This window comes from Arthrobacter sp. CJ23 (genome assembly GCF_024741795.1).
Lineage (GTDB): Bacteria > Actinomycetota > Actinomycetes > Actinomycetales > Micrococcaceae > Arthrobacter.
In genome coordinates, this window is sequence record NZ_CP102950.1 from 1,665,447 (window position 1) to 1,690,940 (window position 25,494).

18 protein-coding genes and 3 rRNA genes are annotated in these 25,494 nt (G+C 65.5%); 18 read left to right on the top strand and 3 right to left on the bottom strand.

The features are described 5' to 3' along the window. Positions 1-2 precede the first annotated feature (2 nt). The 7 genes from argB to NVV90_RS07440 all read left to right on the top strand — a co-directional run bounded on the left by argB (position 3) and on the right by NVV90_RS07440 (position 7,341). Entirely contained in the window at positions 3-962 is a 960-nt protein-coding gene (argB, locus tag NVV90_RS07410) for an acetylglutamate kinase (RefSeq protein WP_258440537.1), read from the top strand. Then, the gene (locus tag NVV90_RS07415) at positions 959-2,224 is read left to right on the top strand and encodes an acetylornithine transaminase (RefSeq protein ID WP_258440538.1); all 1,266 of its coding nucleotides are present in this window, start codon (positions 959-961) and stop codon (positions 2,222-2,224) included. Before argB ends, NVV90_RS07415 begins: the two co-directional genes overlap by 4 nt. Further along, complete coding sequence (gene argF, locus NVV90_RS07420; protein ID WP_258440539.1) at positions 2,221-3,210, top strand: ornithine carbamoyltransferase; 990 nt, start codon at positions 2,221-2,223, stop codon at positions 3,208-3,210. Before NVV90_RS07415 ends, argF begins: the two co-directional genes overlap by 4 nt. Continuing rightward, positions 3,211-3,747, top strand: coding sequence for an arginine repressor (locus NVV90_RS07425; RefSeq protein WP_258440540.1), 537 nt, complete (start codon positions 3,211-3,213; stop codon positions 3,745-3,747). A gap of 88 nt (positions 3,748-3,835) precedes the next feature. Beyond that, entirely contained in the window at positions 3,836-5,041 is a 1,206-nt protein-coding gene (locus tag NVV90_RS07430; protein WP_258440541.1) for an argininosuccinate synthase, read from the top strand. Beyond that, positions 5,038-6,510 (top strand): argininosuccinate lyase, encoded by a 1,473-nt coding sequence (gene argH, locus NVV90_RS07435; protein ID WP_258440542.1) that lies wholly within the window; start codon positions 5,038-5,040, stop codon positions 6,508-6,510. Before NVV90_RS07430 ends, argH begins: the two co-directional genes overlap by 4 nt. Before the next feature lie 93 nt (positions 6,511-6,603). Then, the gene (locus NVV90_RS07440; protein ID WP_258440543.1) at positions 6,604-7,341 is read left to right on the top strand and encodes a maleylpyruvate isomerase family mycothiol-dependent enzyme; all 738 of its coding nucleotides are present in this window, start codon (positions 6,604-6,606) and stop codon (positions 7,339-7,341) included. A 4-nt stretch (positions 7,342-7,345) separates the two neighbouring features. Here NVV90_RS07440 and NVV90_RS07445 read toward each other — a convergent pair whose 3' ends face one another. Then, positions 7,346-8,827: a DNA-3-methyladenine glycosylase 2 family protein gene (locus tag NVV90_RS07445; protein WP_258440544.1), complete on the bottom strand. Its 1,482-nt coding sequence runs from the start codon at positions 8,825-8,827 to the stop codon at positions 7,346-7,348. Positions 8,828-8,908: 81 nt separating this feature from the next. Here NVV90_RS07445 and NVV90_RS07450 point away from each other — a divergent pair, with 81 nt between their 5' ends. Further along, the gene (locus NVV90_RS07450; RefSeq protein WP_258440545.1) at positions 8,909-9,571 is read left to right on the top strand and encodes a DNA-3-methyladenine glycosylase; all 663 of its coding nucleotides are present in this window, start codon (positions 8,909-8,911) and stop codon (positions 9,569-9,571) included. 4 nt (positions 9,572-9,575) lie between these two features. Here NVV90_RS07450 and NVV90_RS07455 read toward each other — a convergent pair whose 3' ends face one another. After that, positions 9,576-10,175: a GNAT family N-acetyltransferase gene (locus tag NVV90_RS07455; RefSeq protein WP_258440546.1), complete on the bottom strand. Its 600-nt coding sequence runs from the start codon at positions 10,173-10,175 to the stop codon at positions 9,576-9,578. A 161-nt stretch (positions 10,176-10,336) separates the two neighbouring features. On the opposite strand from NVV90_RS07455, the gene NVV90_RS07460 reads away from it, so the two are divergent. From NVV90_RS07460 to rrf, 5 genes are all read left to right on the top strand, one after another. Next, complete coding sequence (locus NVV90_RS07460; protein ID WP_258440547.1) at positions 10,337-12,565, top strand: AAA family ATPase; 2,229 nt, start codon at positions 10,337-10,339, stop codon at positions 12,563-12,565. 37 nt (positions 12,566-12,602) lie between these two features. Further along, on the top strand, positions 12,603-13,913 hold the full coding sequence (gene tyrS, locus NVV90_RS07465; RefSeq protein WP_258440548.1) for a tyrosine--tRNA ligase: 1,311 nt from the start codon (positions 12,603-12,605) through the stop codon (positions 13,911-13,913). A 530-nt stretch (positions 13,914-14,443) separates the two neighbouring features. Continuing rightward, positions 14,444-15,968, top strand: a 16S ribosomal RNA gene (locus NVV90_RS07470). Positions 15,969-16,507: 539 nt separating this feature from the next. Continuing rightward, positions 16,508-19,647 (top strand): 23S ribosomal RNA (locus tag NVV90_RS07475). Between the two features lie 188 nt (positions 19,648-19,835). Next, positions 19,836-19,952 (top strand): 5S ribosomal RNA (gene rrf / locus NVV90_RS07480). The 16S, 23S and 5S rRNA genes sit together here, the layout of an rRNA operon. A 348-nt stretch (positions 19,953-20,300) precedes the next feature. Here the strand turns inward: rrf and NVV90_RS07485 are convergent. Further along, positions 20,301-21,473, bottom strand: coding sequence for a hypothetical protein (locus NVV90_RS07485; protein WP_258440549.1), 1,173 nt, complete (start codon positions 21,471-21,473; stop codon positions 20,301-20,303). On the opposite strand from NVV90_RS07485, the gene NVV90_RS07490 reads away from it, so the two are divergent. Genes NVV90_RS07490 through NVV90_RS07510 form a run of 5 tightly spaced genes read left to right on the top strand, consistent with a single transcriptional unit; the run spans position 21,468 to position 25,491 of the window. Then, on the top strand, positions 21,468-22,388 hold the full coding sequence (locus NVV90_RS07490; protein WP_258440550.1) for a hypothetical protein: 921 nt from the start codon (positions 21,468-21,470) through the stop codon (positions 22,386-22,388). The two genes, NVV90_RS07485 and NVV90_RS07490, sit on opposite strands and share 6 nt — an antisense overlap. Further along, positions 22,381-23,367, top strand: a complete 987-nt coding sequence (locus NVV90_RS07495; protein WP_258440551.1) for an HAD-IIA family hydrolase — start codon at positions 22,381-22,383, stop codon at positions 23,365-23,367. Before NVV90_RS07490 ends, NVV90_RS07495 begins: the two co-directional genes overlap by 8 nt. Before the next feature lie 9 nt (positions 23,368-23,376). Continuing rightward, the gene (locus NVV90_RS07500; RefSeq protein ID WP_258440552.1) at positions 23,377-23,640 is read left to right on the top strand and encodes a hypothetical protein; all 264 of its coding nucleotides are present in this window, start codon (positions 23,377-23,379) and stop codon (positions 23,638-23,640) included. Positions 23,641-23,642: 2 nt separating this feature from the next. Beyond that, positions 23,643-24,455 carry a TlyA family RNA methyltransferase gene (locus tag NVV90_RS07505; RefSeq protein WP_258440553.1) on the top strand — a complete coding sequence of 271 codons (813 nt, stop codon included), beginning with the start codon at positions 23,643-23,645 and terminating at the stop codon, positions 24,453-24,455. Positions 24,456-24,468: 13 nt separating this feature from the next. Beyond that, positions 24,469-25,491, top strand: a complete 1,023-nt coding sequence (locus tag NVV90_RS07510; RefSeq protein ID WP_258440554.1) for an NAD kinase — start codon at positions 24,469-24,471, stop codon at positions 25,489-25,491. Positions 25,492-25,494 lie beyond the last annotated feature (3 nt).

Genomic DNA, 25,494 nt, shown 5'->3' on the forward strand with positions numbered 1-25,494 from the left:
CCATGAACGCGCGCACACGGGAAACCACGTCCATGAGCGATGCCCAGAGCAAGGCCGGCACGCTGATCGAGGCACTGCCCTGGATCCAGCGCTTCGCCGGGACCACCATGGTGATCAAGTACGGCGGCAACGCCATGGTCAACGAGGAACTCCGCCGCGCCTTCGCCGAGGACATCGTCTTCCTGCACCACGTGGGCATCCACCCCGTGGTGGTTCATGGCGGCGGCCCGCAGATCAACTCCATGCTCGGACGGCTCGGCATCGAATCCGAGTTCAAGGGCGGGCTGCGCGTCACCACGCCAGAGGCCATGGACGTTGTCCGCATGGTACTCACCGGCCAGGTGGGCCGCGAACTCGTGGGCCTGATCAACTCGCACGGACCCTACGCCGTGGGCATGTCCGGTGAAGACGGCGGCCTCCTGCGCGCCGTCCGCACCGGCACCATGGTGGACGGCGAGGAAGTGGACCTTGGCCTGGTGGGCGAGGTAGTGGGCGTGGATCCCACGGGCATTGAAGACATCCTCGACGCCGGCCGCATCCCCGTGATTTCCACGGTCGCCCCGGAAATCATCGACGCCGGCGAAGGCGAGGAAGGCGCCAAACGGTTCCAGACTACGGGCCAGGTGCTCAACGTCAACGCCGATACCGCCGCGGCCGCCGTCGCCTCCGCGCTGGGGGCGTCCAAGCTGGTCATCCTGACCGACGTTGAGGGCCTGTACGCCAACTGGCCGGACAAGTCCTCGCTCATTTCATCCCTGACGGCCTCCGAACTGCGCGAAATGCTGCCGCGGCTCGAGTCCGGCATGATCCCGAAGATGGCGGCCTGCCTGAAGGCCATCGACGAGGGCGTGGAACGCGCACACATCGTGGACGGCCGGCTGCCGCACTCGATGCTCCTGGAAACCTTCACAGCCGCGGGCATTGGAACCCAGGTTGTCCCCGATGAGGAAGTGAACGCATGACCGCCAAAGAAGCTGAACTGGTCGAAACCCCGGCCGCCGCAATTGCAGGCCACAGCACCGGAGCCGACTGGCTTGCCCGCTACTCCTCCTCCCTCATGGGCGTATTCGGCACGCCGCAGCGGGTCCTGGTCCGCGGCGCCGGCTCCCTCGTGTGGGACGCCGACGGCAAGGAGTACCTGGACCTCCTGGGCGGCATCGCCGTCAACGCCCTGGGCCACGCCCACCCCTTCGTCACCTCGGTGATCTCCAGCCAGCTGGCCACCCTGGGCCACGTCTCCAACTTCTTCACCAGCCCCACCCAGATCGCCCTGGCCGAAAAGCTGCTGGCACTCAGCAACGCTCCCGCCGGGTCCAAGGTGTTTTTCGCCAACTCCGGCACGGAAGCGAACGAGGCCGCGTTCAAGCTCGCACGGCGCAACAGCGGAGGCGGGAAGCGCACCAAGATCATCGCCCTCGAAGGCGCCTTCCATGGCCGCACCATGGGCGCCCTGGCGCTCACGGCCAAAGAGGCCTACCGCGCGCCCTTCGAGCCGCTGCCCGGCGGCGTGGTCCACATCCCGTTCGGCGACATCGCAGCCCTGCGTGCCGCCGTCGACGACACCACCGCAGCAGTCTTCCTGGAACCGATCCAGGGCGAAGCGGGCGTCCGGCCGCTCAGCGCCGAATACCTGCAGGCAGCCCGCGAGGCCACTACTGCTGCGGGCGCGCTGTTGATCCTTGACGAGGTCCAGACCGGCATCGGACGTACCGGTAAATGGCTGGCCAGCGAAGACGCGGGCATCGTCCCCGACGCCGTGACCCTCGCCAAGGGCCTGGGCGGCGGCTTCCCGGTAGGTGCCTTGATCACTTTCGGAAGTACGACGTCGGCCCTGCTCACCGCAGGACAGCACGGCACCACTTTCGGTGGGAACCCGGTGGCCACGGCCGCCGCGCTGGCCACCCTGCACGCGATCGAAAGCCAGGGTGTCTTGAAGAACGTGCTGACAGTCGGAGCGTACCTGCGCGAGGGCCTGGCCGCCGTCGACGGCGTCACGGAAGTCCGCGGCGAAGGCCTGCTGATCGGCTTCGACGTCGACGCCGAGATCGCAGCGGCGATGGTGACGGCCGCCCTGGAGGCGGGCTTCATCATCAACGGCCCCGGTCCCCGGACCATCCGCCTGGCCCCGCCGCTCATCCTGACCACCGAACAGGCCGACCGCTTCCTGGCCGCCCTGCCCGCCATCATCGAGGCAGCAGCCCAGACCGCAAAGGACGCACAGTGAACACCACCATCCGTCACTTCCTCAAGGACACGGACCTGAGCCCTGCCGAGCAGGCCGAGGTCCTCGACCTCGCCGTCCGCATGAAGGCTGCGCCGTACAGCGTCCAGCCCTTCGCCGGGGAGGGCAACGGCCGCAAGACCGTGGCCGTCATCTTCGACAAGACCTCCACCCGCACCCGTGTCTCCTTCGCCGCGGGCGTGGCGGATATGGGCGGCAACGCGCTGATCATCAACCCGGGCGAGGCCCAGATCGGCCACAAGGAATCCGTGGAGGACACCGCCAAGGTCCTGGAGCGCATGGTCTCCACCATCGTGTGGCGGACAGGTGCCCACTCGGGCCTCGTGGCCATGGCCGAAAACTCCAAGGTGCCCGTGATCAACGCACTGTGCGATGACTACCACCCGTGCCAGCTGCTGGCCGACCTCCTGGCCGTCAAGGAACACAAGGGCGAACTCAAGGGCCTCACCATGGCCTACCTGGGCGACGCCGCGAACAACATGGCGAACTCATACCTTCTTGCGGGCGTAACAGCCGGAATGCACGTCCGTATCTCCGGTCCCGAAGGCTACCTGCCGGCCGCGGAGATCGTGGCCGCCGCGGAAGAACGCGCCGCCGAGACCGGCGGCTCCGTGCTGATCACCAGCGACGCAGGCAGTGCACTCAAGGGTGCCGACGTCGTGGCCACGGACACCTGGGTGTCCATGGGCCAGGAGGCCGAAAAGGAAGCCCGCCTGCACCTGTTCCGCGACTACTCCGTGGACGAGGCCGCCATGGCCCAGGCCGCACCGGACGCCGTGGTGCTCCACTGCCTCCCGGCCTACCGCGGCTACGAGATCTCCGCCGGCGTCATCGACGGCCCGCAGTCGATTGTCTGGGACGAGGCCGAAAACCGCCTCCACGCCCAGAAGGCGCTCATGGCCTGGCTCATGCACCAGTCCGGGCTCGCCGTCGTCGAGGGCCTTGCGCCGGTGGCGGAGCGCGCCTAAGTGTCCACCCACCCGCCGTCGCAGGGCGCAAGCCCGGCCACCAAGACCGCCCGCCAGGCGCGCATCACCGCGATCCTGACGGGGGAGTCCGTGAGGTCCCAGGCAGAGCTTGCAGCCCTGCTGGCGGACGACGGCGTCCAGGTCACCCAGGCGACCCTGTCCCGGGATCTGGTCGAACTGGGCGCAGTACGCGTCCGCGGCAAGGACGGGGCCCTCGTGTACGCGGTCCCCGGCGAAGGCGGGGAACGCGCGGCCAAGAGCGGCGTCACCCAGGAAATCCTGGATGCCCGGCTCAGCCGGCTGTGCGGGGAACTCCTGGTCACCGCGGAGGCCTCCGGCAACATCGTGGTGCTCCGGACCCCGCCCGGGGCGGCCAATTTCCTGGCACTGGCCATCGACCACTCGGTGATGCCGTCCGTATTGGGTACGATCGCAGGCGACGACACCTTGCTTTTGGTCGCGCGCGATCCCGACGGCGGGGCCGCTCTGGCAGCCCGGTTCCTCCAGCTGGCTGAGGAAGCCGGGCCCGGCAACTGAGCCCGGCACGTCCGGCCTTGCGGCCGGCACAGCATTGACCCGCAAGCATTGACTCAACAGAACCAAGCAACAACAAAGGAGCACTCTCGTGACTGAGCGCATTGTTCTGGCCTACTCCGGTGGCCTTGATACTTCCGTAGCCATCGGCTGGATCGGTGAAGCCACCGGTGCCGAGGTCATCGCCGTGGCGGTCGACGTCGGACAGGGCGGCGAGTCGCTGGAGACCATCCGCCAGCGCGCCCTCGGCTGCGGCGCCGTCGAAGCCTACGTGGCCGACGCCCGCGACGAGTTCGCCAACGAATACGCCATGCCCACGCTGAAGGCCAACGCCCTCTACCAGGGCCACTACCCGCTGGTCTCCGCCATCTCCCGCCCGGTAATCGTCAAGCACCTGGTCAAGGCGGCCCGCGAATTCGGCGCCACCACCGTGGCCCACGGCTGCACCGGCAAGGGCAACGACCAGGTCCGTTTCGAGGTCGGCATCCAGACCCTCGGCCCGGACCTGAAGTGCATCGCACCGGTCCGCGACCTCGCCCTGACCCGCGACAAGGCCATTGCCTTCGCCGAGGAAAAGGGACTGCCGATCGAGACCACCAAGAAGAACCCGTACTCGATCGACCAGAATGTCTGGGGCCGCGCCGTCGAGACCGGCTACCTCGAGGACATCTGGAACGCACCCACCAAGGACATCTACGACTACACCGCCACCCCGGAATTCCCGCCGGCACCGGATGAGGTCACCATTTCCTTCGAAGCCGGCGTGCCGGTGGCCATCGACGGCGTCAAGGTCACCCCGCTGCAGGCCATCCAGGAACTGAACCGCCGCGCAGGCGCCCAGGGGGTCGGCCGCATCGACGTCGTCGAGGACCGCCTCGTGGGCATCAAGTCCCGCGAAATCTACGAAGCCCCGGGTGCCATGGCGCTGATCACCGCGCACAAGCACCTTGAGGACGTCACCATCGAGCGCGAGCAGGCCCGTTTCAAGGCCACGGTCGGCCAGCGCTGGTCCGAACTGGTCTACGACGGCCAGTGGTTCTCCCCGCTCAAGCGCTCCCTGGACGCGTTCATCGAGGACACCCAGAAGTACGTCTCCGGCGACATCCGCATGGTGCTGCACGGTGGCCAGGCAATCGTCAACGGACGCCGTTCGGACACCTCGCTGTACGACTTCGACCTCGCTACCTACGACACCGGCGACACCTTCGACCAGTCGCAGGCCAAGGGCTTCATCGAGCTGTGGGGCATGTCCTCCAAGGTCGCAGCAGGCCGCGATCTGCGGGTTTCGGGCAAATGACGTCGGTGGGCCCACGGACGCCGGGGTCCCCGGCCGAGCGCAGCGAGGTGGGGGAGCGTTCGGGGACCAACGAAGGTGCACTGTGGGGCGGCCGCTTTGCCGGCGGCCCCGCAGACGCCCTCGCAGCACTGAGCAAATCCACGCACTTTGACTGGCGGCTGGCCCGCTATGACATCGCCGGCTCCAAGGCGCACGCTCGGGTGCTCCACAAGGCAGGACTGCTGGACGACGCCGAACTGGACGGCATGCTGAAGGCGCTTACCCAACTGGATGACGACGTCGCGAGCGGCGCCTACCAGCCGGCGGAGAGCGACGAGGACGTCCACGGTTCCCTGGAACGCGGGCTCATCGAGCGCGCAGGCACCCACCTCGGCGGCAAGCTCCGGGCCGGCCGTTCACGCAACGACCAGGTGGCCACCCTTGGCCGCATGTTCCTGCGCGACCACGCCCGGATCGTCGCCCGTGGCGTCCTGGCCACGGTTGACGCGCTGATCGAGCAGGCCAAGGCGCATCAGGGCGTGGCCATGCCCGGCCGCACGCACCTGCAGCACGCCCAGCCTGTGCTGCTGAGCCACCACCTGCTGGCCCACGCCTGGGCGATGCTGCGCGATGTGCAGCGCCTCCAGGACTGGGACAAGCGGGCAGGCATCTCGCCGTACGGCTCCGGCGCTCTGGCGGGTTCCTCGCTGGGCCTGGACCCCGAAGCCGTTGCCGCGGACCTGGGCTTCTTCTCGGCCGTGCACAACTCGATCGACGGCACCGCCTCCCGCGATGTCTTCGCCGAGTTCGCCTGGATCTGCTCCATGATCGGCGTGGACCTGTCCAGGATCTCCGAGGAAGTCATTCTGTGGGCCACCAAGGAGTTCTCCTTCGTGACCCTGCATGATTCGTACTCCACGGGGTCCTCGATCATGCCGCAGAAGAAGAACCCGGATGTCGCCGAGCTTGCCCGCGGCAAGGCGGGGCGCCTCATCGGCAACCTGGCCGGCCTGCTGGCAACGCTCAAGGGCCTGCCGCTCGCGTACAACCGCGATCTGCAGGAAGACAAGGAACCGGTGTTCGACGCCGCCGACACCCTGGAGCTGCTGCTCCCGGCCGTGTCCGGCATGATCGCCACGCTGACCTTCAACACCGAAAGGATGGAGTCCCTGGCTCCGCAGGGCTTCGCGCTGGCCACGGACATTGCCGAATGGCTCGTCCGCCAGGGCGTTCCCTTCCGCGAGGCGCACGAGCTCTCCGGCGCAGCCGTGAAGCTCGCCGAGGGCCGCGGCGTGGAGCTGTGGGACCTGACGGATGAGGAATACGCCGGCATCTCGGAGCACCTGAGCCCCGAGGTCCGCACGGTCCTGTCCACCGAAGGCTCGCTCAACAGCCGCAACTCCCAGGGTGGCACAGCACCGGCCGCCGTCGAGCGCCAGCTTGTGGCGCTCGAGGCGGAACTGGCAGCCGTCCGCGGCTACGCAGGCTAGCACCCAAACGCTCTCTCAGCTTTGTCCTCAGCCGGGCAAAGCTGGGAGGGCGTCGTGCGTTAAGCGCCATTAACCCTCGGATATCATGGCCGCATGACCGAGATCACACCTCTTGCGCTGCTCGCCGAACTTCACACAGCCGCCGGCGTCGTCACCCGTCTTGTTGCCAAGCTGGACGACGCAGCCGTCACCGCTCCCTCCGAGCTGCCTGGCTGGACCCGCGGCCACGTCCTGGCCCACATTGCGGGCATCTCGCGCGCCATGGGCCGCCAGATCGAGTTCGCCTTGCGTGGCGAAACCGTGGAACTGTACGACGGCGGCATGGAAGGCCGCACCAAGGCCATTGAACTCGCCGCTGGACACAGCCTGGCCCAACACCGCGAAGCCGTGGAATCCTCGCTTACGGCGGCCATCGCCGCGTTCGACAGTCTCGGTGATGGCGGCTGGACGGCTCCCATCAGCTACCGCAACGGAACAGCGTTCGACGGCGGTCTGGCGCTGTGGCGCGAACTCGTGATCCACGCTTCCGATCTGGCCACCGGACGCGGCCCAGAGACTTGGAGCCGCCCGTTCTGCGAACACCTCATCGGCTTCCTTGCCGCCCGGGTGCCGGAGGAGTACCGCTTCGTGCTGCAGCCCACCGGACTGCCGCGGGTCACCATCGGCACGGGCACCACATCGATCGCCATCAACGGCATGCTCACCGACATCGCGGCCTGGCTGGCCGGCAGGACGGCCACCCTCGGGAGCCTGCGCGCCACCGCTGCCGCCGACGGCGTGGACCTGCCCGGCCTGCTGCCGTGGCCGTCCGCGGCGCCTGCCGCCAAGTAGCGTCTCAGGCCCGGCTTTTCGGAGCGGCCGCTGCCCGCCACAGGTGCATCGTGGCGTAGGAACGCCAGGGACTGGCCTCGCGGAAATCCGCCGAGAGTCCGGCCCTGGGCGGCAGGGCCTTGAGCCCGTTCCGGACGGCGGCATCGTTGCCCAGGAACACGTCCGGGGCGCCGATGACGCGCATGGCCACGTACCCCACAGTCCAGGGGCCGATCCCCGGCAGGGGCAGCAGCTTGTCCTCCAGCTCTTGGAGCCCGTCGCCGTAGCCGACATCCAGGCTGCCGCCGGCCATGGCCTCGACGGCGGCGAGCACGGAATCGATGCGGCGCTGCGGACCCCGGAGCAGTTCCCGCCCCGATTCGGCGAGCTGGGTCGCCGTCGGGAACAAGCGCTCCAGCCCCGGGGCCGGGTTACCTGCGGGCGATCCAGCCGCGGACAACTGCGTCAGCGCGGTCCGCGCAGCCGCCACGGTGATCTGCTGCCCGATCATCGCCCGGACCAGCAGCTCGTGTGGGTCCACCGCCCCCGGGACCCGGATCCCGGGAATGGCACGGACACTGGCCTTGAGCCGCGGATCCGCCGCCAGCACCTCGTCGATGGCCACCGGATCGGCGTCGAGGTCGAACAGCCTGCGGACCCGGCTCAACAGCGCGGGCAGATCGTGGAGGTCCAATGAGGCGACGGCGAGCCGCAGGGGTTTGCCGGGCGCGGCCGCGTCGTAGTCCACGGTGAACGCCGCATCGCCGCGGGGGAGGCGCAGGGTCCTTGAATAGCGGTGCGGGCCGGCGGCCTCGATGCCCGGCACGGCGCGCGCGGCAAGGAAATCGAAGATGCCTGGGTCGAACGGCTCCCGGTAGGGGAGTTTGAGCGTCAGGGCCGACGGCGTGACCGCCTGCCCCCTTGTAGTGGCGGTTCTGGCCATGCCGGCCTTGCCGGCCGTGGCGCGCAGGGCACTCGGCGTCAGCGCGAAGACCTCGGCGATGGTGTCGTTGAACTGCCGCACACTGTTGAACCCCGAGGCGAAGGCGACGTCCGCCAGCAGCATGTCCGTGGACACCAGCAGGGTCCTGGCAGTCTGGGCGCGGCTGGCCCGGGCCAGTGACAAGGGCCCGGCGCCGAGTTCGTGGCGCAGGATCCGGTTGAGCTGGCGTGAGGAATAGCCCAAACGGCTGGACAGCCCGTCCACGCCTTCCCGGCCCAGGACGCCGTCGTTGATGAGCCGCATGGCGCGGCCGGCGACGTCGGAGCGCACATTCCACGCGGGCGTCCCCGGGACTGCCTCGGGCAGGCAGCGCTTGCAGGCACGGTATCCGGCCTCGTGCGCCGCCGCCGAGGTCTCGTAGAAGGTGACGTTCTCTGCCTTCGGGGTGCGGGCCGGGCAGGACGGCCGGCAGTAGATCCCCGTGGAGCGCACGGCCGTGAAGAACTGTCCGTCGAAGCGGGTGTCCCGCGCGTCGATGGCCCGGTAGCGTTGCCAGAAGTCCATGCCCCCATCCTGCCAGCCGCCCGGTGCCGCGGCTAGCGGAAATCGGACATCACCGTTGGCGGCTTTGCTAAGGTCTGGGGCATGAGCGAGACAGCCGGGCACCCGGGCCCGGAAGCTTCCGCGCTCCGGCAATTCCTGTCCGGCGATCCGCGCGACATTGCGCCGTTGCTGCTCGGGGCCGTGCTCACGCACCAAACGGACGAAGGCGCGGTCTCGGTCCGGCTCACCGAGGTGGAGGCCTACCTGGGCCCGCACGATTCACCGCGTCCCGACCCTGGTTCCCACACATTCAGGGGGCTGACCGCCCGCAATGCGCCCATGTTCGGCCCCGCGGGACACCTGTATGTGTATTTCACGTACGGAATGCATTACTGCGCCAACATTGTCTGCGGTCCCGACGGCGTGCCGTCCGCGCTGCTGTTGCGTGCGGGCGAGGTGGTGGCCGGGCAGGGGATCGCGGCGTCACGGCGGCCGGCGTCGAAGTCGCCGAGGGACCTCGCGAGCGGGCCGGCGCGGCTGGCGACCGTGCTGGGGCTGACGACGGCGGACAGCGGGCGCGACGCCCTCGCCCCGCCGTTCGGGCTGGTCCTGCCGGGCGCGGCGGCCTCCGCCGTCGGGAGCGGGCCGCGCGTGGGCGTGGCCGGCGACGGCGGCAGCGGACTCTATCCCTGGCGCTTCTGGATCCAGGATGATCCCACAGTCTCGCGCTACAAGGCCGCCAAGGCCAGGACGCCCAAACAGTAGCGCTTCAGGCGGCTGTTTCCAGCGCCACGCTGAACGGCGCCAAGCGGTCAAGCAGCGCCCCGCGAACCTCGGGCCACTCCGGCTGGAGGATCGAGAACACGGCGGTGTCAGTGCGGCTGCCGTCGGGCGCCAGGCGGTGGCCGCGGAGCGTTCCCTCGTACTGTGCCCCGAGCCGGGCAATGGCGTTGGCACTGCGGGTGTTGCGCGTATCGCAGCGGAACGCCACGCGGTGCACGTCCAGCACCTCGAAGGCATAGGACAGCAGGAGGTGCTTGCTGGCCGTGTTGACGTGGCTTCCCCAGTAGGGCCGGCCGAAGAAGGTGCCGCCGATTTCGGCGCGTTCCTGCCGCGGGCTGTATTCGGTCAAGGAGGTGGTTCCCAGCAGTTCCCCGGAGTTCTGGCCGGTCACGGCGAACGGCACCATGTCCGGATTCTCCAGGCGGGTCGCGAAGAGGGCCGCCAGCTCCTCGGTGCTGTGCGGCTGGCTGGCGGCCATCCCGGCCCACATTTCGGAATCCACGAATCCGAACAGGGAGCCGGCGTGCCAGGGCAACAACGGGACCAGGCTGATGCCGTGTCCGGAAAGGGCAACGTCGTGCTGCATTGCAGCATTTAAGCACCCCGGGCTGTGCCGTCGCACGCCCGAATGGTTAGCGGAGTGTGAACTTTGGATGACGTGGTCCGGAATATGGCCTGTTCCTGCCGCATTAACGAAAACCGCTGTAGAATGGACGGTCTGTCTTTTGCGATAGGGGTTACGGTTCAATGCACGACGCTGATTTGGTCCACGAGCAGGAATATGTTGCCGGGCTCTACGCCCGGCTCGATGAGCTGCGCGTGGAGAAGCGCGCACAGTTGGCCCAGGTCCGGCGGGCCGGGGCAGTGGGAACCATGCAGAACGTCTCCGAGCGCGACGCCTTCGCGGCGTTGTACGAGGACCGCCTCGCCCAGCTCGACGCCGTCGACGACCGCCTGGTGTTCGGCCGCCTCGACCTCGACTCCGGTGAGGCGCAGTACATCGGCCGCATCGGCCTGTCCACGGCGGATCTGCAGCGGCTTATGGTTGACTGGCGCGCGCCCGAGGCCGGCCACTTCTACCAGGCCACAGCGTTCGACCGCCAGGGCGTCCGGCGTCGCCGCCACCTGATCCTGCAGGGCCGTGAGGTAAAGGCCATCGAGGACGACGTGCTCGACGCCGGCATGCTCGCGGACAACGATTCCCTCCAGGGCGAGGGCGCGCTGCTGGCCGCGCTGAACTCCAAGCGCACGGGCCGCATGTCGGACATCGTCGGAACCATCCAGTCCGAGCAGGACCGGATCATCCGCTCCTCCATCTCCGGGGCGCTCGTCGTCCAGGGCGGGCCCGGTACCGGCAAGACAGCCGTCGCCCTGCACCGCGCCGCCTACCTGCTCTACACCCACCGCGACAGGCTCAAGAGCGCAGGCGTGCTCCTGGTGGGCCCGTCGTCGTCGTTCATGCACTACATCGAACGTGTGCTCCCTTCCCTGGGCGAGACCGGCGTGGTCATGGCCAGCCTGGGCCGGCTCATGCCCGGCATCCACGCCGTCCCCGAGCACGACGCCGACGTCGCCGCGCTCAAGGGCAAACTGGACATGGCCGCCGTCGTGGCCAACGCCGTGGCCAACCGGCAGCGGACGCCCGCCGCGGACAGCCTGCTCGAGGTTGATTCCCGCAAGCTGACGCTGACCGTCCGCCAGGTACGCCGTGCGCGTGACAAGGCGCGCGCCACGGGCAAGCCGCACAACGAGGCCCGCGTAACTTTCGTCAAGATCCTGCTGCGCGAGCTCACGGAGCAGCTGACCGAAATCGTTGAGGAATCCAACATCGGCAACAACGCCGACCGTTCCTACCTCGCCGAGGACGTCCGCACGGCCCGCGATGTCCGCACCATGCTGAACCTGTGCTGGATGCCCATGACGCCGGAGAAGCTCATCTCGGAGCTCTTCAGCAAGCCTGCCATCCTGGATGCCTGCACTCCCCACCTCACCGCGGAGCAGCGCGCCCTGCTGCTGCGTCCCGCCAACGCGCCGTGGACCGAAGCCGACGTCCCGCTGCTCGATGAAGCGGCCGAACTCCTCGGCGAGCTGGACCCGGCCGCCGGGCGGGGCCTCGCGCAGCAGGAACACGACCGCGCCCGCGACCTCGCCAACGCCAAGCAGACGCTGGTGAACATGGAGTCCATGGGCGTCGACGTCCTCATCACCGCCGAGGAACTCGCCGAGCAGAACCAGGAGCGCGAGAACCGCCTGACGGCCGCCGAACGAGCCACGACCGACCGCACTTGGGCTTTCGGGCACATCGTGGTCGACGAGGCGCAGGAACTGTCGCCCATGCAGTGGCGCCTGCTCGTCCGCCGCTGCCCGCTGAAGTCCTTCACCATCGTCGGCGACATCGCCCAGACGAGCTCCTCGGCGGGCGCGAACTCCTGGCAAAGTGCCCTGGCGCCGTCGTTCGGAGACCGCTGGCAGCTGGAGGAACTCACGGTCAACTACCGCACGCCGTCCCAGATCGCGGAAGCAGCGGTCCGTATGGCAAACCGTGCCGGCCTGGTGGTCTCGGCCCCCAAGGCCGTCCGCGAGGGCCAGTGGTCGCCCATTGTGGACCGCGTGGAAGCCGCCGGGATCGTGGAGCGTCTTGTTGAGGTCCTGCCGGAGGAAATAGCAGCGATCGACGGCGGTCTGCTGGCCGTTATCGCCGAGGGCGAGCTCCTGCCGCAGGCCACGGCAGCCTTGCGGGCGGTCTACGGGCGCCGCATCGGCGTGGGCGCGGGCAGCTATGAGCAGGACATTGTGGTCATCAGCCCCAAGGAAGCCAAGGGCCTGGAATTCGACGGCGTTGTGGTCCTGGAACCGGCCGCCATGCTCAACCATGAGCATGGCAAGGTGGGGGACCTGTACGTGGCGATGACGCGTCCCACGCAGCGCCTGCGGCTCATCACGGCGGCGCCGCTCCCGGCGGGCATCGAGCGCTAGGCAAAACAGGCCCGGTAATCCTGCTAACTTAGATCTCGTGTCACACGTAAACAACCTCGAGTCCCAGCACAACGACCCGGGCTTTGCCAACATCTGGCAAGAGCTCAAATGGCGCGGCCTGGTCCACGTTTCCACGGATGAAACGGAACTGGAAAAGCTGCTCGCCGGGGACCCGTTCACGTATTACTGTGGCTTCGATCCCACGGCTCCCTCGCTGCACTTGGGCAACCTCGTCCAGCTGCTGGTGATGCGCAGGCTGCAGCTGGCCGGGCACAAGCCACTGGGCCTGGTGGGCGGTTCCACCGGCCTGATCGGCGACCCCCGTCCAACGGCAGAGCGCACGCTGAACACCAAGGACACCGTGGCCGAGTGGGTGGGCTACCTGCAGGCACAGGTCCGCCGCTTCCTCAGCTTCGAGGGCGACAATGCGGCCCGCATGGTCAACAACCTTGACTGGACCGCGCCCCTGAGCGCCATCGACTTCCTGCGCGAGATCGGCAAGCACTTCCGTGTGGGCACCATGCTGCGCAAGGACGCCGTGGCCTCGCGCCTCAGCTCCGACGAAGGCATCAGCTACACCGAGTTTAGTTACCAGATCCTGCAGGGCATGGACTACCTCCAGCTGAACCGCGACTACGGCTGTGTGCTGCAGACCGGCGGCTCGGACCAGTGGGGCAACCTGACCAGCGGCACGGAGCTGATCCGCAAGGTGGATGGCAAGAGCGTCCACGCCTTTGGTACGCCGCTCATCACCAACTCGGACGGCACCAAGTTCGGCAAGAGCGAGGGCAACGCCATCTGGCTCGACCCGGACATGTGCAGCCCGTACACCTTCTACCAGTTCTGGCTGAACACGGCAGATGCCGACGTAGTGGACCGGCTCAAGGTCTTCACCTTCCTCAGCCGCGTCGAGATCGAGGAACTCGGCCAGGCCGTTGCCGAGCGCCCCTTCGCCCGCGAAGGCCAGAAGAAGCTCGCGTACGAAGTCACCTCCCTGGTCCACGGCGTCGAGGCAACCGAAAAGGTCATTGCCGCATCCGCCGCCCTCTTCGGCAACGGCGACCTCAGCGTTCTGGACGAACGCACCTTGGAAGCCGCGACGGCGGAACTTCCGTCCGCGACCATCGGCACTGACGGTCTGGGGATCATTGACCTTCTGGTGGCCTCGGGCCTGTCCGAGAGCAAGTCGGCCGCCCGCCGTACGGTGGGTGAAGGCGGCGCCTATGTGAACAACGCCAAGGTGACGGATCCCGACGCCGTGATCGAACAGGGCGAACTGTTGCACGGCCGCTACCTGCTCCTCCGGCGCGGCAAGAAGAACCTTGCAACCATTGAGGTTTCCGCCTAGTTTTACAGGTTTGCCGGCCCGGATTCCGGGCCCATGCACGCTCCTCCAGGGCCGATTTGCACGGTCCTGGGGGAGCGTGTATTGTTTTCTGAGTTGCCGGGTGCGGAACGGAAAGCCGAAAGGCGAATACGGTTCAACCGGCGACCGACCCCCTTCAAATTGAAGCCAAATATTTGGTCCACGTTCCGTGTGTCCGTGCTGGTTTTGGGGGTCCCGGATGGTGTTTTCCTGGTGTGGTTCCCTGGTTTTGGGAGTTGCGCCGGGGGGTATGGTCTGGTAGGTTTGGAAAGTTGCTCCGGAGCGAGCCGGTCCCTGTTTGTGGGGGTTGGTGGTGCCGGGTGTGTCTGTTGTTTGAGAACTCAATAGTGTGCCAAGTTTGTTGATACCGATTTGTTTTTATGAATTGGTTGATTTGCCGGGTTGCCCGCACCCCCGTGTGTGGTGGCCTGGTTTCAGCTGGTTTCAAATTTTGTGCAGCCTTCTTTCCCCGTGTTTCCGGGGGTGTTGGTTGTGTCTGTTTTTGTTTTACTTCAACGGAGAGTTTGATCCTGGCTCAGGATGAACGCTGGCGGCGTGCTTAACACATGCAAGTCGAACGATGACCCGGTGCTTGCGCCGGTGATTAGTGGCGAACGGGTGAGTAACACGTGAGTAACCTGCCCTTGACTCTGGGATAAGCCTGGGAAACTGGGTCTAATACCGGATACGACCGCTCACCGCATGGTGTGGTGGTGGAAAGCTTTTGCGGTTTTGGATGGACTCGCGGCCTATCAGCTTGTTGGTGGGGTAATGGCCTACCAAGGCGACGACGGGTAGCCGGCCTGAGAGGGTGACCGGCCACACTGGGACTGAGACACGGCCCAGACTCCTACGGGAGGCAGCAGTGGGGAATATTGCACAATGGGCGAAAGCCTGATGCAGCGACGCCGCGTGAGGGATGACGGCCTTCGGGTTGTAAACCTCTTTCAGTAGGGAAGAAGCGAAAGTGACGGTACCTGCAGAAGAAGCGCCGGCTAACTACGTGCCAGCAGCCGCGGTAATACGTAGGGCGCAAGCGTTATCCGGAATTATTGGGCGTAAAGAGCTCGTAGGCGGTTTGTCGCGTCTGCTGTGAAAGACCGGGGCTCAACTCCGGTTCTGCAGTGGGTACGGGCAGACTAGAGTGATGTAGGGGAGACTGGAATTCCTGGTGTAGCGGTGAAATGCGCAGATATCAGGAGGAACACCGATGGCGAAGGCAGGTCTCTGGGCATTAACTGACGCTGAGGAGCGAAAGCATGGGGAGCGAACAGGATTAGATACCCTGGTAGTCCATGCCGTAAACGTTGGGCACTAGGTGTGGGGGACATTCCACGTTTTCCGCGCCGTAGCTAACGCATTAAGTGCCCCGCCTGGGGAGTACGGCCGCAAGGCTAAAACTCAAAGGAATTGACGGGGGCCCGCACAAGCGGCGGAGCATGCGGATTAATTCGATGCAACGCGAAGAACCTTACCAAGGCTTGACATGGACTAGTAACGCCTGGAGACAGGCGCCCCTCTTGAGGCTGGTTCACAGGTGGTGCATGGTTGTCGTCAGCTCGTGTCGTGAGATGTTGGGTTAAGTCCCGCAACGAGCGCAACCCTCGTTCTATGTTGCCAGCGCGTGATGGCGGGGACTCATAGGAGACTGCCGGGGTCAACTCGGAGGAAGGTGGGGACGACGTCAAATCATCATGCCCCTTATGTCTTGGGCTTCACGCATGCTACAATGGCCGGTACAAAGGGTTGCGATACTGTGAGGTGGAGCTAATCCCAAAAAGCCGGTCTCAGTTCGGATTGGGGTCTGCAACTCGACCCCATGAAGTCGGAGTCGCTAGTAATCGCAGATCAGCAACGCTGCGGTGAATACGTTCCCGGGCCTTGTACACACCGCCCGTCAAGTCACGAAAGTTGGTAACACCCGAAGCCGGTGGCCTAACCCCTTGTGGGAGGGAGCCGTCGAAGGTGGGACCGGCGATTGGGACTAAGTCGTAACAAGGTAGCCGTACCGGAAGGTGCGGCTGGATCACCTCCTTTCTAAGGAGCACCATCATCGCCCCGAAGGGACCGCATGGTCCTGGAGTGGGTGTGTGGAAGCAAAGCCCATTGCGCAGGCATTCGTCCTGCGGTGGGTGCTCATGGGTGGAATATCAACGAATCAGACTTGTTTTGGCATGGCCGTCGCGGCCGTGTCCTGGTGCCAGTACGGCGCCCGCGCCCCCTTGGGGGTGTGGGTGTTGGGAACGCGCCGGGGCGTGGGATGCGGGGTTGTGTTTGGCGCACTGTTGGGTCCTGAGGCAACAGGACCTGCAGCAATGCGGGAACCTCCTGGGGTTTCTGTTTTTCCTGCCTTCACCGAACACGCACGGTGGCCGCCCTCTTGGGGGTGGCTGGTGTGTGGGGTGTGGGGGACGGGGTTGTTGTTTGAGAACTACATAGTGGACGCGAGCATCTAGGCATGCGCATGGCCGTTCCTTCGGGGGCGGGGCGTGTGTGTGTCTTACAGCAATTTCTTTTTATGAAGAACCTGGCCCTTGTGGTCATGGTTCTCTCGAGAAAGCTTTTGATCTTTGTGTGGTCAAGTTTTTAAGGGCACACGGTGGATGCCTTGGCATTAGGAGCCGAAGAAGGACGTAGGAATCTGCGATAAGCCTGGGGGAGTTGATAACCGAACGGTGATCCCAGGATGTCCGAATGGGGAAACCCCGCCAGACGCGCGAGTGATCTGGTGACCCGCATCTGAACACATAGGGTGCGTGGGGGGAACGCGGGGAAGTGAAACATCTCAGTACCCGCAGGAAGAGAAAACAAGAGTGATTCCGTTAGTAGTGGCGAGCGAACGCGGATCAGGCTAAACCGTTCCATGTGTGATAGCTCAGCGGGCGTTGCATGGGCGGGGTTGTGGGACTTTCCGTACTGGTTCTGCCGGACCGGTGGGGTGTGGAGTGCAGGCATAGGTGAACGGTCTTGAAAGGCCTAGGCCAGAGAGGGTGTGAGCCCCGTAACCGAAATGTTGTGCACCGCCTGGAGAGGATCCCAAGTAGCACGGGGCCCGAGAAATCCCGTGCGAATCTGTCAGGACCACCTGATAAGCCTAAATACTTCCTAATGACCGATAGCGGACCAGTACCGTGAGGGAAAGGTGAAAAGTACCCCGGGAGGGGAGTGAAACAGTACCTGAAACCGTGTGCTTACAATCCGTCGGAGCAGCCTTGTAGCTGTGACGGCGTGCCTTTTGAAGAATGAGCCTGCGAGTTAGTGTTACGTCGCGAGGTTAACCCGTGTGGGGAAGCCGTAGCGAAAGCGAGTCTGAACAGGGCGATCGTAGTGGCGTGATCTAGACCCGAAGCGGAGTGATCTACCCATGGCCAGGTTGAAGCGACGGTAAGACGTCGTGGAGGACCGAACCCACTTCAGTTGAAAATGGAGGGGATGAGCTGTGGGTAGGGGTGAAAGGCCAATCAAACTCCGTGATAGCTGGTTCTCCCCGAAATGCATTTAGGTGCAGCGTTGCGTGTTTCTTGCCGGAGGTAGAGCTACTGGATGGCCGATGGGCCCTACAAGGTTACTGACGTCAGCCAAACTCCGAATGCCGGTAAGTGAGAGCGCAGCAGTGAGACTGTGGGGGATAAGCTTCATAGTCGAGAGGGAAACAGCCCAGACCACCAACTAAGGCCCCTAAGCGTGTGCTAAGTGGGAAAGGATGTGGAGTTGCGAAGACAACCAGGAGGTTGGCTTAGAAGCAGCCACCCTTGAAAGAGTGCGTAATAGCTCACTGGTCAAGTGATTCCGCGCCGACAATGTAGCGGGGCTCAAGTACACCGCCGAAGTTGTGGATTTCAGACATGGCCTAGCCTTCGTGGTTCAGGCGTCTGGAGTGGTAGGGGAGCGTCGTGTGGGCGGTGAAGTCGCGGTGTAAACCAGCGGTGGAGCCTACACGAGTGAGAATGCAGGCATGAGTAGCGAAAGACGGGTGAGAAACCCGTCCGCCGAATGATCAAGGGTTCCAGGGTCAAGCTAATCTGCCCTGGGTAAGTCGGGACCTAAGGCGAGGCCGACAGGCGTAGTCGATGGACAACGGGTTGATATTCCCGTACCGGCGAAAAACCGCCCATGCCAAGCGGGGGATACTAACCGCCCGGAGCCTGCCCAATCACCCTTGTGGTGTGCGGGTTTTGGCCGAGCGCGGGACCTGATCCCGGGAGGTAAGCGTATTAACAGGTGTGACGCAGGAAGGTAGCCGGGCCGGGCGATGGTTGCCCCGGTCTAAGGATGTAGGGTCAGGGATAGGCAAATCCGTCCCTGTGTGTTCAATCACGTTCCTGAGATCTGATGGGACTCCCGCAAGGGGGATCCGGTGATCCTATGCTGCCTAGAAAAGCATCGACGCGAGGTTTTAGCCGCCCGTACCCCAAACCGACACAGGTGATCAGGTAGAGAATACTAAGGCGATCGAGAGAATTATGGTTAAGGAACTCGGCAAAATGCCCCCGTAACTTCGGGAGAAGGGGGCCTGCCCCGTGATGGAGACTTGCTCTCCGGAGCGGGTGTGGGCCGCAGAGACCAGGGGGAAGCGACTGTTTACTAAAAACACAGGTCCGTGCGAAGTCGCAAGACGATGTATACGGACTGACTCCTGCCCGGTGCTGGAAGGTTAAGAGGACCGGTTAGCCACTTCGGTGGCGAAGCTGAGAATTTAAGCCCCAGTAAACGGCGGTGGTAACTATAACCATCCTAAGGTAGCGAAATTCCTTGTCGGGTAAGTTCCGACCTGCACGAATGGAGTAACGACTTCCCCGCTGTCTCAACCATAAACTCGGCGAAATTGCAGTACGAGTAAAGATGCTCGTTACGCGCAGCAGGACGGAAAGACCCCGAGACCTTTACTATAGTTTGGTATTGGTGTTCGGAGTGGCTTGTGTAGGATAGGTGGGAGACGTGGAAGCCCGGACGCCAGTCCGGGTGGAGTCATCGTTGAAATACCACTCTGGTCACTTTGGACATCTAACTTCGGCCCGTGATCCGGGTCAGGGACAGTGCCTGATGGGTAGTTTAACTGGGGCGGTTGCCTCCTAAAAAGTAACGGAGGCGCCCAAAGGTTCCCTCAGCCTGGTTGGCAATCAGGTGTCGAGTGTAAGTGCACAAGGGAGCTTGACTGTGAGAGAGACATCTCGAGCAGGGACGAAAGTCGGGACTAGTGATCCGGCGGTACATTGTGGAATGGCCGTCGCTCAACGGATAAAAGGTACCTCGGGGATAACAGGCTGATCTTGCCCAAGAGTCCATATCGACGGCATGGTTTGGCACCTCGATGTCGGCTCGTCGCATCCTGGGGCTGGAGTAGGTCCCAAGGGTTGGGCTGTTCGCCCATTAAAGCGGTACGCGAGCTGGGTTTAGAACGTCGTGAGACAGTTCGGTCCCTATCCGCTGCGCGCGCAGGAAATTTGAGAAGGGCTGTCCTTAGTACGAGAGGACCGGGACGGACGAACCTCTGGTGTGTCAGTTGTACTGCCAAGTGCACCGCTGATTAGCTACGTTCGGATGGGATAACCGCTGAAAGCATCTAAGCGGGAAGCTCGCTTCAAGATGAGATTTCCAAACACCTCGTGTGTGAGAGGCCCCCAGCCAGACCACTGGGTTGATAGGCCGGATGTGGAAGACAGGACCAAAGACTGTTGAAGCTGACCGGTACTAATAGGCCGACAACTTACACCACACAAACAAAACACTGCTTGCGTCCACTATGTGGTTCCCGACCAACAAACCCAAACCGCGGTTTGCACGGCACAGGAACACAACCACAACTAAACAACAACAACACCACACCTGCCCGCACGGGCAGGAACATGTTGTAACCACGGATTTCCCACCCCCGGCACAACCCGGCGGGACGGGACACAGGGTTACGGCGGTCACAGCGTGGGGGAAACGCCCGGTCCCATTCCGAACCCGGAAGCTAAGACCCACAGCGCCGATGGTACTGCACCCGGGAGGGTGTGGGAGAGTAGGACACCGCCGGACACACATTGCACCGGGAGCCCCCGCCACCACGGCCGGGGCTCCCGCCATTTAACCCACAAACCACACAGCCATTGGCCCCACAAACAGGTACCCAGGCACGGCCGCGAAACCGGAGCGGAAGCCCGCCTGCCCCGCCGGCAACCCGCCGTCGGGCAGTTACCGGCCTTCAGTGTGCCCGGCAGCGGCCCCGCCCACCCACGCGGCCGGCATCAACGCTGTGAGACTTCCCACGGCAGGGGCGAAAGGGTACCTTGGCGTTCGGTGGTTGCAAGCGTGTCGCCTAGAATTGCATTAGACATACGAGCCGGTTCCCTTTGTGGTGCCCGGCGGCGTGACAACGAAATAAGGTTATGAGCGACTGCGCACGCGCCAGTGGTCGGCTCGCAACAGGAGGAATCCACCATGGCTGAGCACAACGGCGGCAATCGCAGCGGCGACCGCAACTTCGGCGGCAACCGGGGCGACCGCGGCTCTTTCCGTCCCAACAACAACTCCGGTGGTGACCCCCGCGGCTTCCGCTCCAGGGACGACCGTGACGGAAACAACGCAGGCCGCTCCTTCGGTGGCGACCGCGATCGCAAGCCTTTCGGAGACCGTGCCCCGCGTAACTTTGATGGTCCCGCCCGCGGTGGCGACGAGCGTCGCTCCTTCGGTGGCGACCGCGATCGCAAGCCCTTCGGTGACCGTCCGGCCCGTGATGGCGAGCGTCGTCCCTTTGCCGGTGACCGTGACCGCAAGCCGTTCGGCGACCGCCCTGCGCGCGATGGTGACCGTCCGGCCCGTGGCGGCGATGAGCGCCGTTCCTTCGGTGGCGACCGTGACCGTAAGCCGTTCGGCGACCGTGACCGTAAGCCGTTCGGCGACCGTCCTGCGCGCGATGGTGACCGTCCGGCCCGTGGCGGCGATGAGCGCCGTTCCTTCGGTGGCGACCGCGATCGTAAGCCCTTCGGCGACCGCGATCGTAAGCCCTTCGGCGACCGTCCGGCCCGCGGTGGCGACGAGCGCCGTTCCTTCGGCGGTGATCGCCCCGAGCGCAGGCCTTTCGGCGACCGCGACCGCAAGCCTTTCGGCGACCGTCCCGCCCGTGGTGGCGACGAGCGCCGCTCCTTCGGCGACCGCCCGCCCCGCGACGGCGAGCGTCGCCCGTTCGGTGCAGACCGTCCGGAGCGCAAGCCCTTCGGCGACCGCAATGACCGTGGCCCCCGGAACTTCGATGGCCCCCGCCGCGAGAACGATGACCGCCGGCCGTTCAGCGGCGACCGCGACCGCAAGCCCTTCGGCGACCGCCCGGCCCGTGACGGTGAGCGCCGTTCGTTCGGTGGAGACCGACCGGAGCGCAAGCCCTTCGGCGACCGCCCGCAGCGGGGCGGCGATGACCGCCGCAACTCGTCTTGGGAGGAGCGTCCCGCACGCGTCCCTAACGCCGCAGACCTGCGCAGTGCCAACCGCCCGGACCGCGACCGCTCTCCTGAGATCGACGAGGACGTAACAGGCACCGAACTGGACCGCGCCACCATGCACCAGATCAAGACCCTGGAAGCAATGAACGCAGGCTGGGTTGCAAAGCACCTGGTCATGGCCGGCCGCCTGATCGACATTGAGCCGGAGCTGTCCTTCCAGCACGCCCTGGCAGCAAGCCGCCGTGGCGGCCGGCTCTCGTGCGTCCGTGAAGCCGTGGGCCTGACCGCCTACGCTGCCGGCCACTACGGTGAGGCACTGCGCGAGTTCCGCACGTACCGCCGCATCAGCGGTTCCAACGTCCACCTGCCCATCATGGCCGACTGCGAACGCGGTCTTGGCCGTCCGGACCGCGCCCTCGACGCTGTGCGTTCCCCCGAAGCCCAGGACCTGGATGCCCCGGGCAAGGTGGAACTGGCCATTGTCGCTTCCGGTGCCCGCACCGATCTCGGCCAGCTCGACGCCGCCGTGACCGAGCTTGAGATCGTGCAGCTGGACATCAACCGGGCCTTCTCCTACAGCCCGCGCCTGTTCCGCGCCTACGCCGCCGCACTCACGGCCGTTGGCCGTACGGAGGAAGCCGGCAAGTGGTCGCGCCAGGCCGTAGTGGCGGAGAACGCCCTGGGCGTCGGAGAATTCGAAGAGCCGGACATCATGGACCTTGGCTGGGACGAGGAAGAAGAGCGCTCTGCACGCAAGCCGCGCTTCGAACGCCCCGCAGGCGACACCAACGCCGAAGACGCCGACGAGGACCAGCCGGCCATTGCCGCAGCAATCTCCGAGGCCACTGCGGCCGACGTGGACCTGGCTGACACCGAACTCGATGACGCGGAGTCCGACTACTTCGAATCCGACGACGCCGAGTCCGACCGTGACTCCGCGGAAGAAGACGAAGACCACGAAGCCGGCGACGACGAAGAAGAAGCACCGGCAGGGGAAGCACACGAGGAAGACGGCAACGAGCCCAAGCATGACTGATTCCCTGATTTCTTCGTTCGACGCAGTTCTCTCCGATCTTGACGGTGTTGTCTACGCTGGCCCGCACGCCATTCCCGGCGCCGTGGAGTCGCTGCAGCGCCTCGGGACCGTGGGTGTGGGGCTGGGCTATGTGACCAACAATGCCTCCCGTACGCCCGCGCAGGTCGCGGCACATTTGCGCGAGCTCGGAGCGCCGGCCGAAGACCATCAGGTAGTGAGCTCTTCGCAGGCGGCAGGCGCGCTTTTGGCCGGGCTGCTGCCTGCGGGCTCGCGCGTCATGATCACCGGCAGTGCAGCCCTGGCTCACGAAATTGAGCTGGCCGGGCTGACCCCCGTACACAGCCAGGCGGAGGACCCTGTGGCCGTGGTCCAGGGCTTCAACCCGGAGATCGGCTGGAAGGACCTGGCCGAGGCCGCATATGCCATTGCGGCGGGCGCGTTGTGGGTCGCCACCAACACGGACATGTCCATCCCGCAGGCCCGCGGCATCGCCCCCGGGAATGGAACGCTCGTGGCCGCGGTGGCCTCCGCCACCGGCCAGAAGCCGCTCGTAGCCGGGAAACCGGAGGCCCCGCTGTTCCATGTCGCCGCAAAGCGGCTCCAGGCCGATCGTCCCCTCGTGGTCGGGGACCGGCTCGACACCGACATCCTGGGCGGCAACCGTGCAGGCTACGCGACGGCGGCCGTGCTGACCGGCGTGGACACGCCCCGGACCATCCTGGCCGCACGCACGGACGAGCGCCCCAACTACCTGCTCGCAGACCTCCCGGGCCTGTATGAGCCTTACCCGGAAATCGTCAACGACGCCGGACTGTTCCGCTGCGGCGCGGCCTCCGCCAGCGTGGCGGACGGCACGGTGTCGGTCACCGGTTCCGAAACGGACCTGGATGCCTGGCGTGCTGCCTGTGCCGCATGGTGGACCGCCGTTCCCGAGGCGGCCGCGGCAACTGCACCCCGGCTGGAATGGCGCGAAAACTAGACTGGTGCCATGACCGAGCTGAATGATTCCCCGGAAACGGCTGCCGCGCCGCCACGCCCGCAATGGCCCGGTCGGGACACGCTGCCGGGCGACTCGCCCGGAGTCCCCACTGGCGATCCGGCTGTGGACGCCGTCCTCCGCCGGCTGGACGGCATCCCGGACACGCCCGTGGCCGAACACAGCGGACTGTATGCCGGTATCCATGACGCCCTGCGTGAAGCCCTGGACGCGGAGCCGGCCGATGCCGGCACCCGCAGAGACGGCGAAAGCTGAGCATGGCACGACTCGATCAGGAACTCGTGGTCCGCGGACTGGCGAGGTCACGGACCCATGCCGCCAAACTCATCGCCGACGGCAAAGTCAGCTCCGGCGGAACCGTCCTCGTCAAGGCGGCCCAGCAGGTGGCTGCGGACGCCGTCCTCGACGTTGAATCCCATGTGGAGGACATCTACGTCAGCCGTGCCGGGCACAAACTCGCCGGCGCCCTGGAGGCGTTTCCCGCCGTCGACGTCGCCGGAAAGCGATGCCTCGACGCCGGCGCCTCCACGGGTGGATTTACGGACGTACTGCTGCGGCTGGGTGCCGCGCAGGTGGTTGCGGTGGACGTGGGGCATGACCAACTGGTGCCCGTGCTGCGGAACGATCCGCGCGTCGTTGTGCACGAAGGACTCAACGTCCGGTACATGAAGCCGGAACGGATCGGCGGCCCTGCCGCGGTGACGGTCGCGGACCTCTCGTTCATTTCCCTGACTCTGGTGCTGCATCCGCTCGCGGCCTGCACCGAACCCGGCGGCGATCTGGTGCTCATGGTCAAGCCGCAGTTCGAAGTGGGCAGGGAACGTCTGAGCCGCACCGGCGTGGTGTCCTCCGAGCACGAACGACGCCGAGCGGTCGCCCAGGTGGCCCGCGCAGCGGTGGATGCGGGGCTGGGGCTGCACGGCCTGGCGGCGAGTCCGCTGCCGGGCCAGGACGGAAATGTCGAGTACTTCCTGTGGATAAAACGCAAGATGTCCGCGGTCTTGCCTAAGATCGAAGAGCGGGACGAAGAAGTTGCTGCGCTAATGGAAACAATCTGGCCGAACAACTAGGAAGCGGAACCCGATGAGCAGGCGTGTATTGGTCCTTGCCCACACAGGGCGGGAGGAGTCGCTCCGCGCGGCCTGGGATGCCTGCACGCAGCTCCACGCCTCGGGACTCGTCCCCGTTCTGCAGAAATCGGAGCTGGCCGACATCGAGCGGTTCTTCGGTGCCCTGGACAACCCGATTGAGATCCTGCACGAGGACGTTTCGCTGGAAGACGTCGAACTCGTCATGGTGCTCGGCGGCGACGGCACCATCCTCCGGGCCGCCGAACTTGTCCGCGACGTCGATGTTCCCCTCCTGGGCGTCAACTTGGGCCATGTGGGCTTCCTCGCGGAAAGCGAGCGTGCAGACCTGGCGCAGACCGTCGAATGGATCGCGAGCCGTGACTACTCGGTGGAAGAACGCATGACCATCGACGTCCAGGTCTGGGTCCGCGGGCAGAAAATCTGGCACACCTGGGCCCTCAACGAGGCCGCCATCGAAAAAGCCAACCGGGAACGCATGCTCGAGGTCGTCACCGAAGTCGACGAACGCCCGCTGACCTCCTTCGGCTGCGACGGCGTGGTCCTGGCCACGCCCACCGGCTCCACCGCCTACGCGTTTTCCTCCGGCGGACCCGTTGTCTGGCCAGAGGTGGAGGCCCTCGTCATCGTTCCGATCAGTGCCCACGCGCTGTTCGCCAAACCCTTGGTGGTCTCACCACGGTCCAAGCTCGCCGTCGAGATCATGAACCGCACCGACGCCCAAGGCGTCCTCTGGTGCGACGGACGGCGGTCCGTGGACCTGCCGCCGGGCGCGCGCGTCGAGGTGACCCGCTCCGCCACCCCGGTACGGCTCGCCCGCACCCACAAGACCCCCTTCTCCGCCAGGCTCGTGCGCAAGTTCGAACTGCCCATCCACGGCTGGCGGGGCCCTGCACCCCACTCCGAGGACGTCAACACCGGACCCACGCCCATCATCCGGACCTTCACCCCGACTCCCTTGCCCAGTCCCAGGGACGCCGGGCCCGGTGATCAGGCCGACCCCACGAAGGCGAAGTGAAGC

Excerpts from the sequence above, each read along its gene's own strand:
- argB (WP_258440537.1), top strand. The coding sequence starts at position 3 with ATGAACGCGCGCACACGGGAAACCACGTCCATGAGCGATGCCCAGAGC.
- NVV90_RS07415 (WP_258440538.1), top strand. The coding sequence starts at position 959 with ATGACCGCCAAAGAAGCTGAACTGGTCGAAACCCCGGCCGCCGCAATT.
- argH (WP_258440542.1), top strand. The coding sequence starts at position 5,038 with ATGACGTCGGTGGGCCCACGGACGCCGGGGTCCCCGGCCGAGCGCAGC.
- NVV90_RS07440 (WP_258440543.1), top strand. The coding sequence starts at position 6,604 with ATGACCGAGATCACACCTCTTGCGCTGCTCGCCGAACTTCACACAGCC.
- NVV90_RS07445 (WP_258440544.1), bottom strand. The coding sequence starts at position 8,827 with ATGGACTTCTGGCAACGCTACCGGGCCATCGACGCGCGGGACACCCGC.
- NVV90_RS07450 (WP_258440545.1), top strand. The coding sequence starts at position 8,909 with ATGAGCGAGACAGCCGGGCACCCGGGCCCGGAAGCTTCCGCGCTCCGG.
- NVV90_RS07455 (WP_258440546.1), bottom strand. The coding sequence starts at position 10,175 with ATGCAGCACGACGTTGCCCTTTCCGGACACGGCATCAGCCTGGTCCCG.
- NVV90_RS07460 (WP_258440547.1), top strand. The coding sequence starts at position 10,337 with ATGCACGACGCTGATTTGGTCCACGAGCAGGAATATGTTGCCGGGCTC.
- NVV90_RS07490 (WP_258440550.1), top strand. The coding sequence starts at position 21,468 with ATGCACCAGATCAAGACCCTGGAAGCAATGAACGCAGGCTGGGTTGCA.
- NVV90_RS07495 (WP_258440551.1), top strand. The coding sequence starts at position 22,381 with ATGACTGATTCCCTGATTTCTTCGTTCGACGCAGTTCTCTCCGATCTT.
- NVV90_RS07500 (WP_258440552.1), top strand. The coding sequence starts at position 23,377 with ATGACCGAGCTGAATGATTCCCCGGAAACGGCTGCCGCGCCGCCACGC.
- NVV90_RS07505 (WP_258440553.1), top strand. The coding sequence starts at position 23,643 with ATGGCACGACTCGATCAGGAACTCGTGGTCCGCGGACTGGCGAGGTCA.
- NVV90_RS07510 (WP_258440554.1), top strand. The coding sequence starts at position 24,469 with ATGAGCAGGCGTGTATTGGTCCTTGCCCACACAGGGCGGGAGGAGTCG.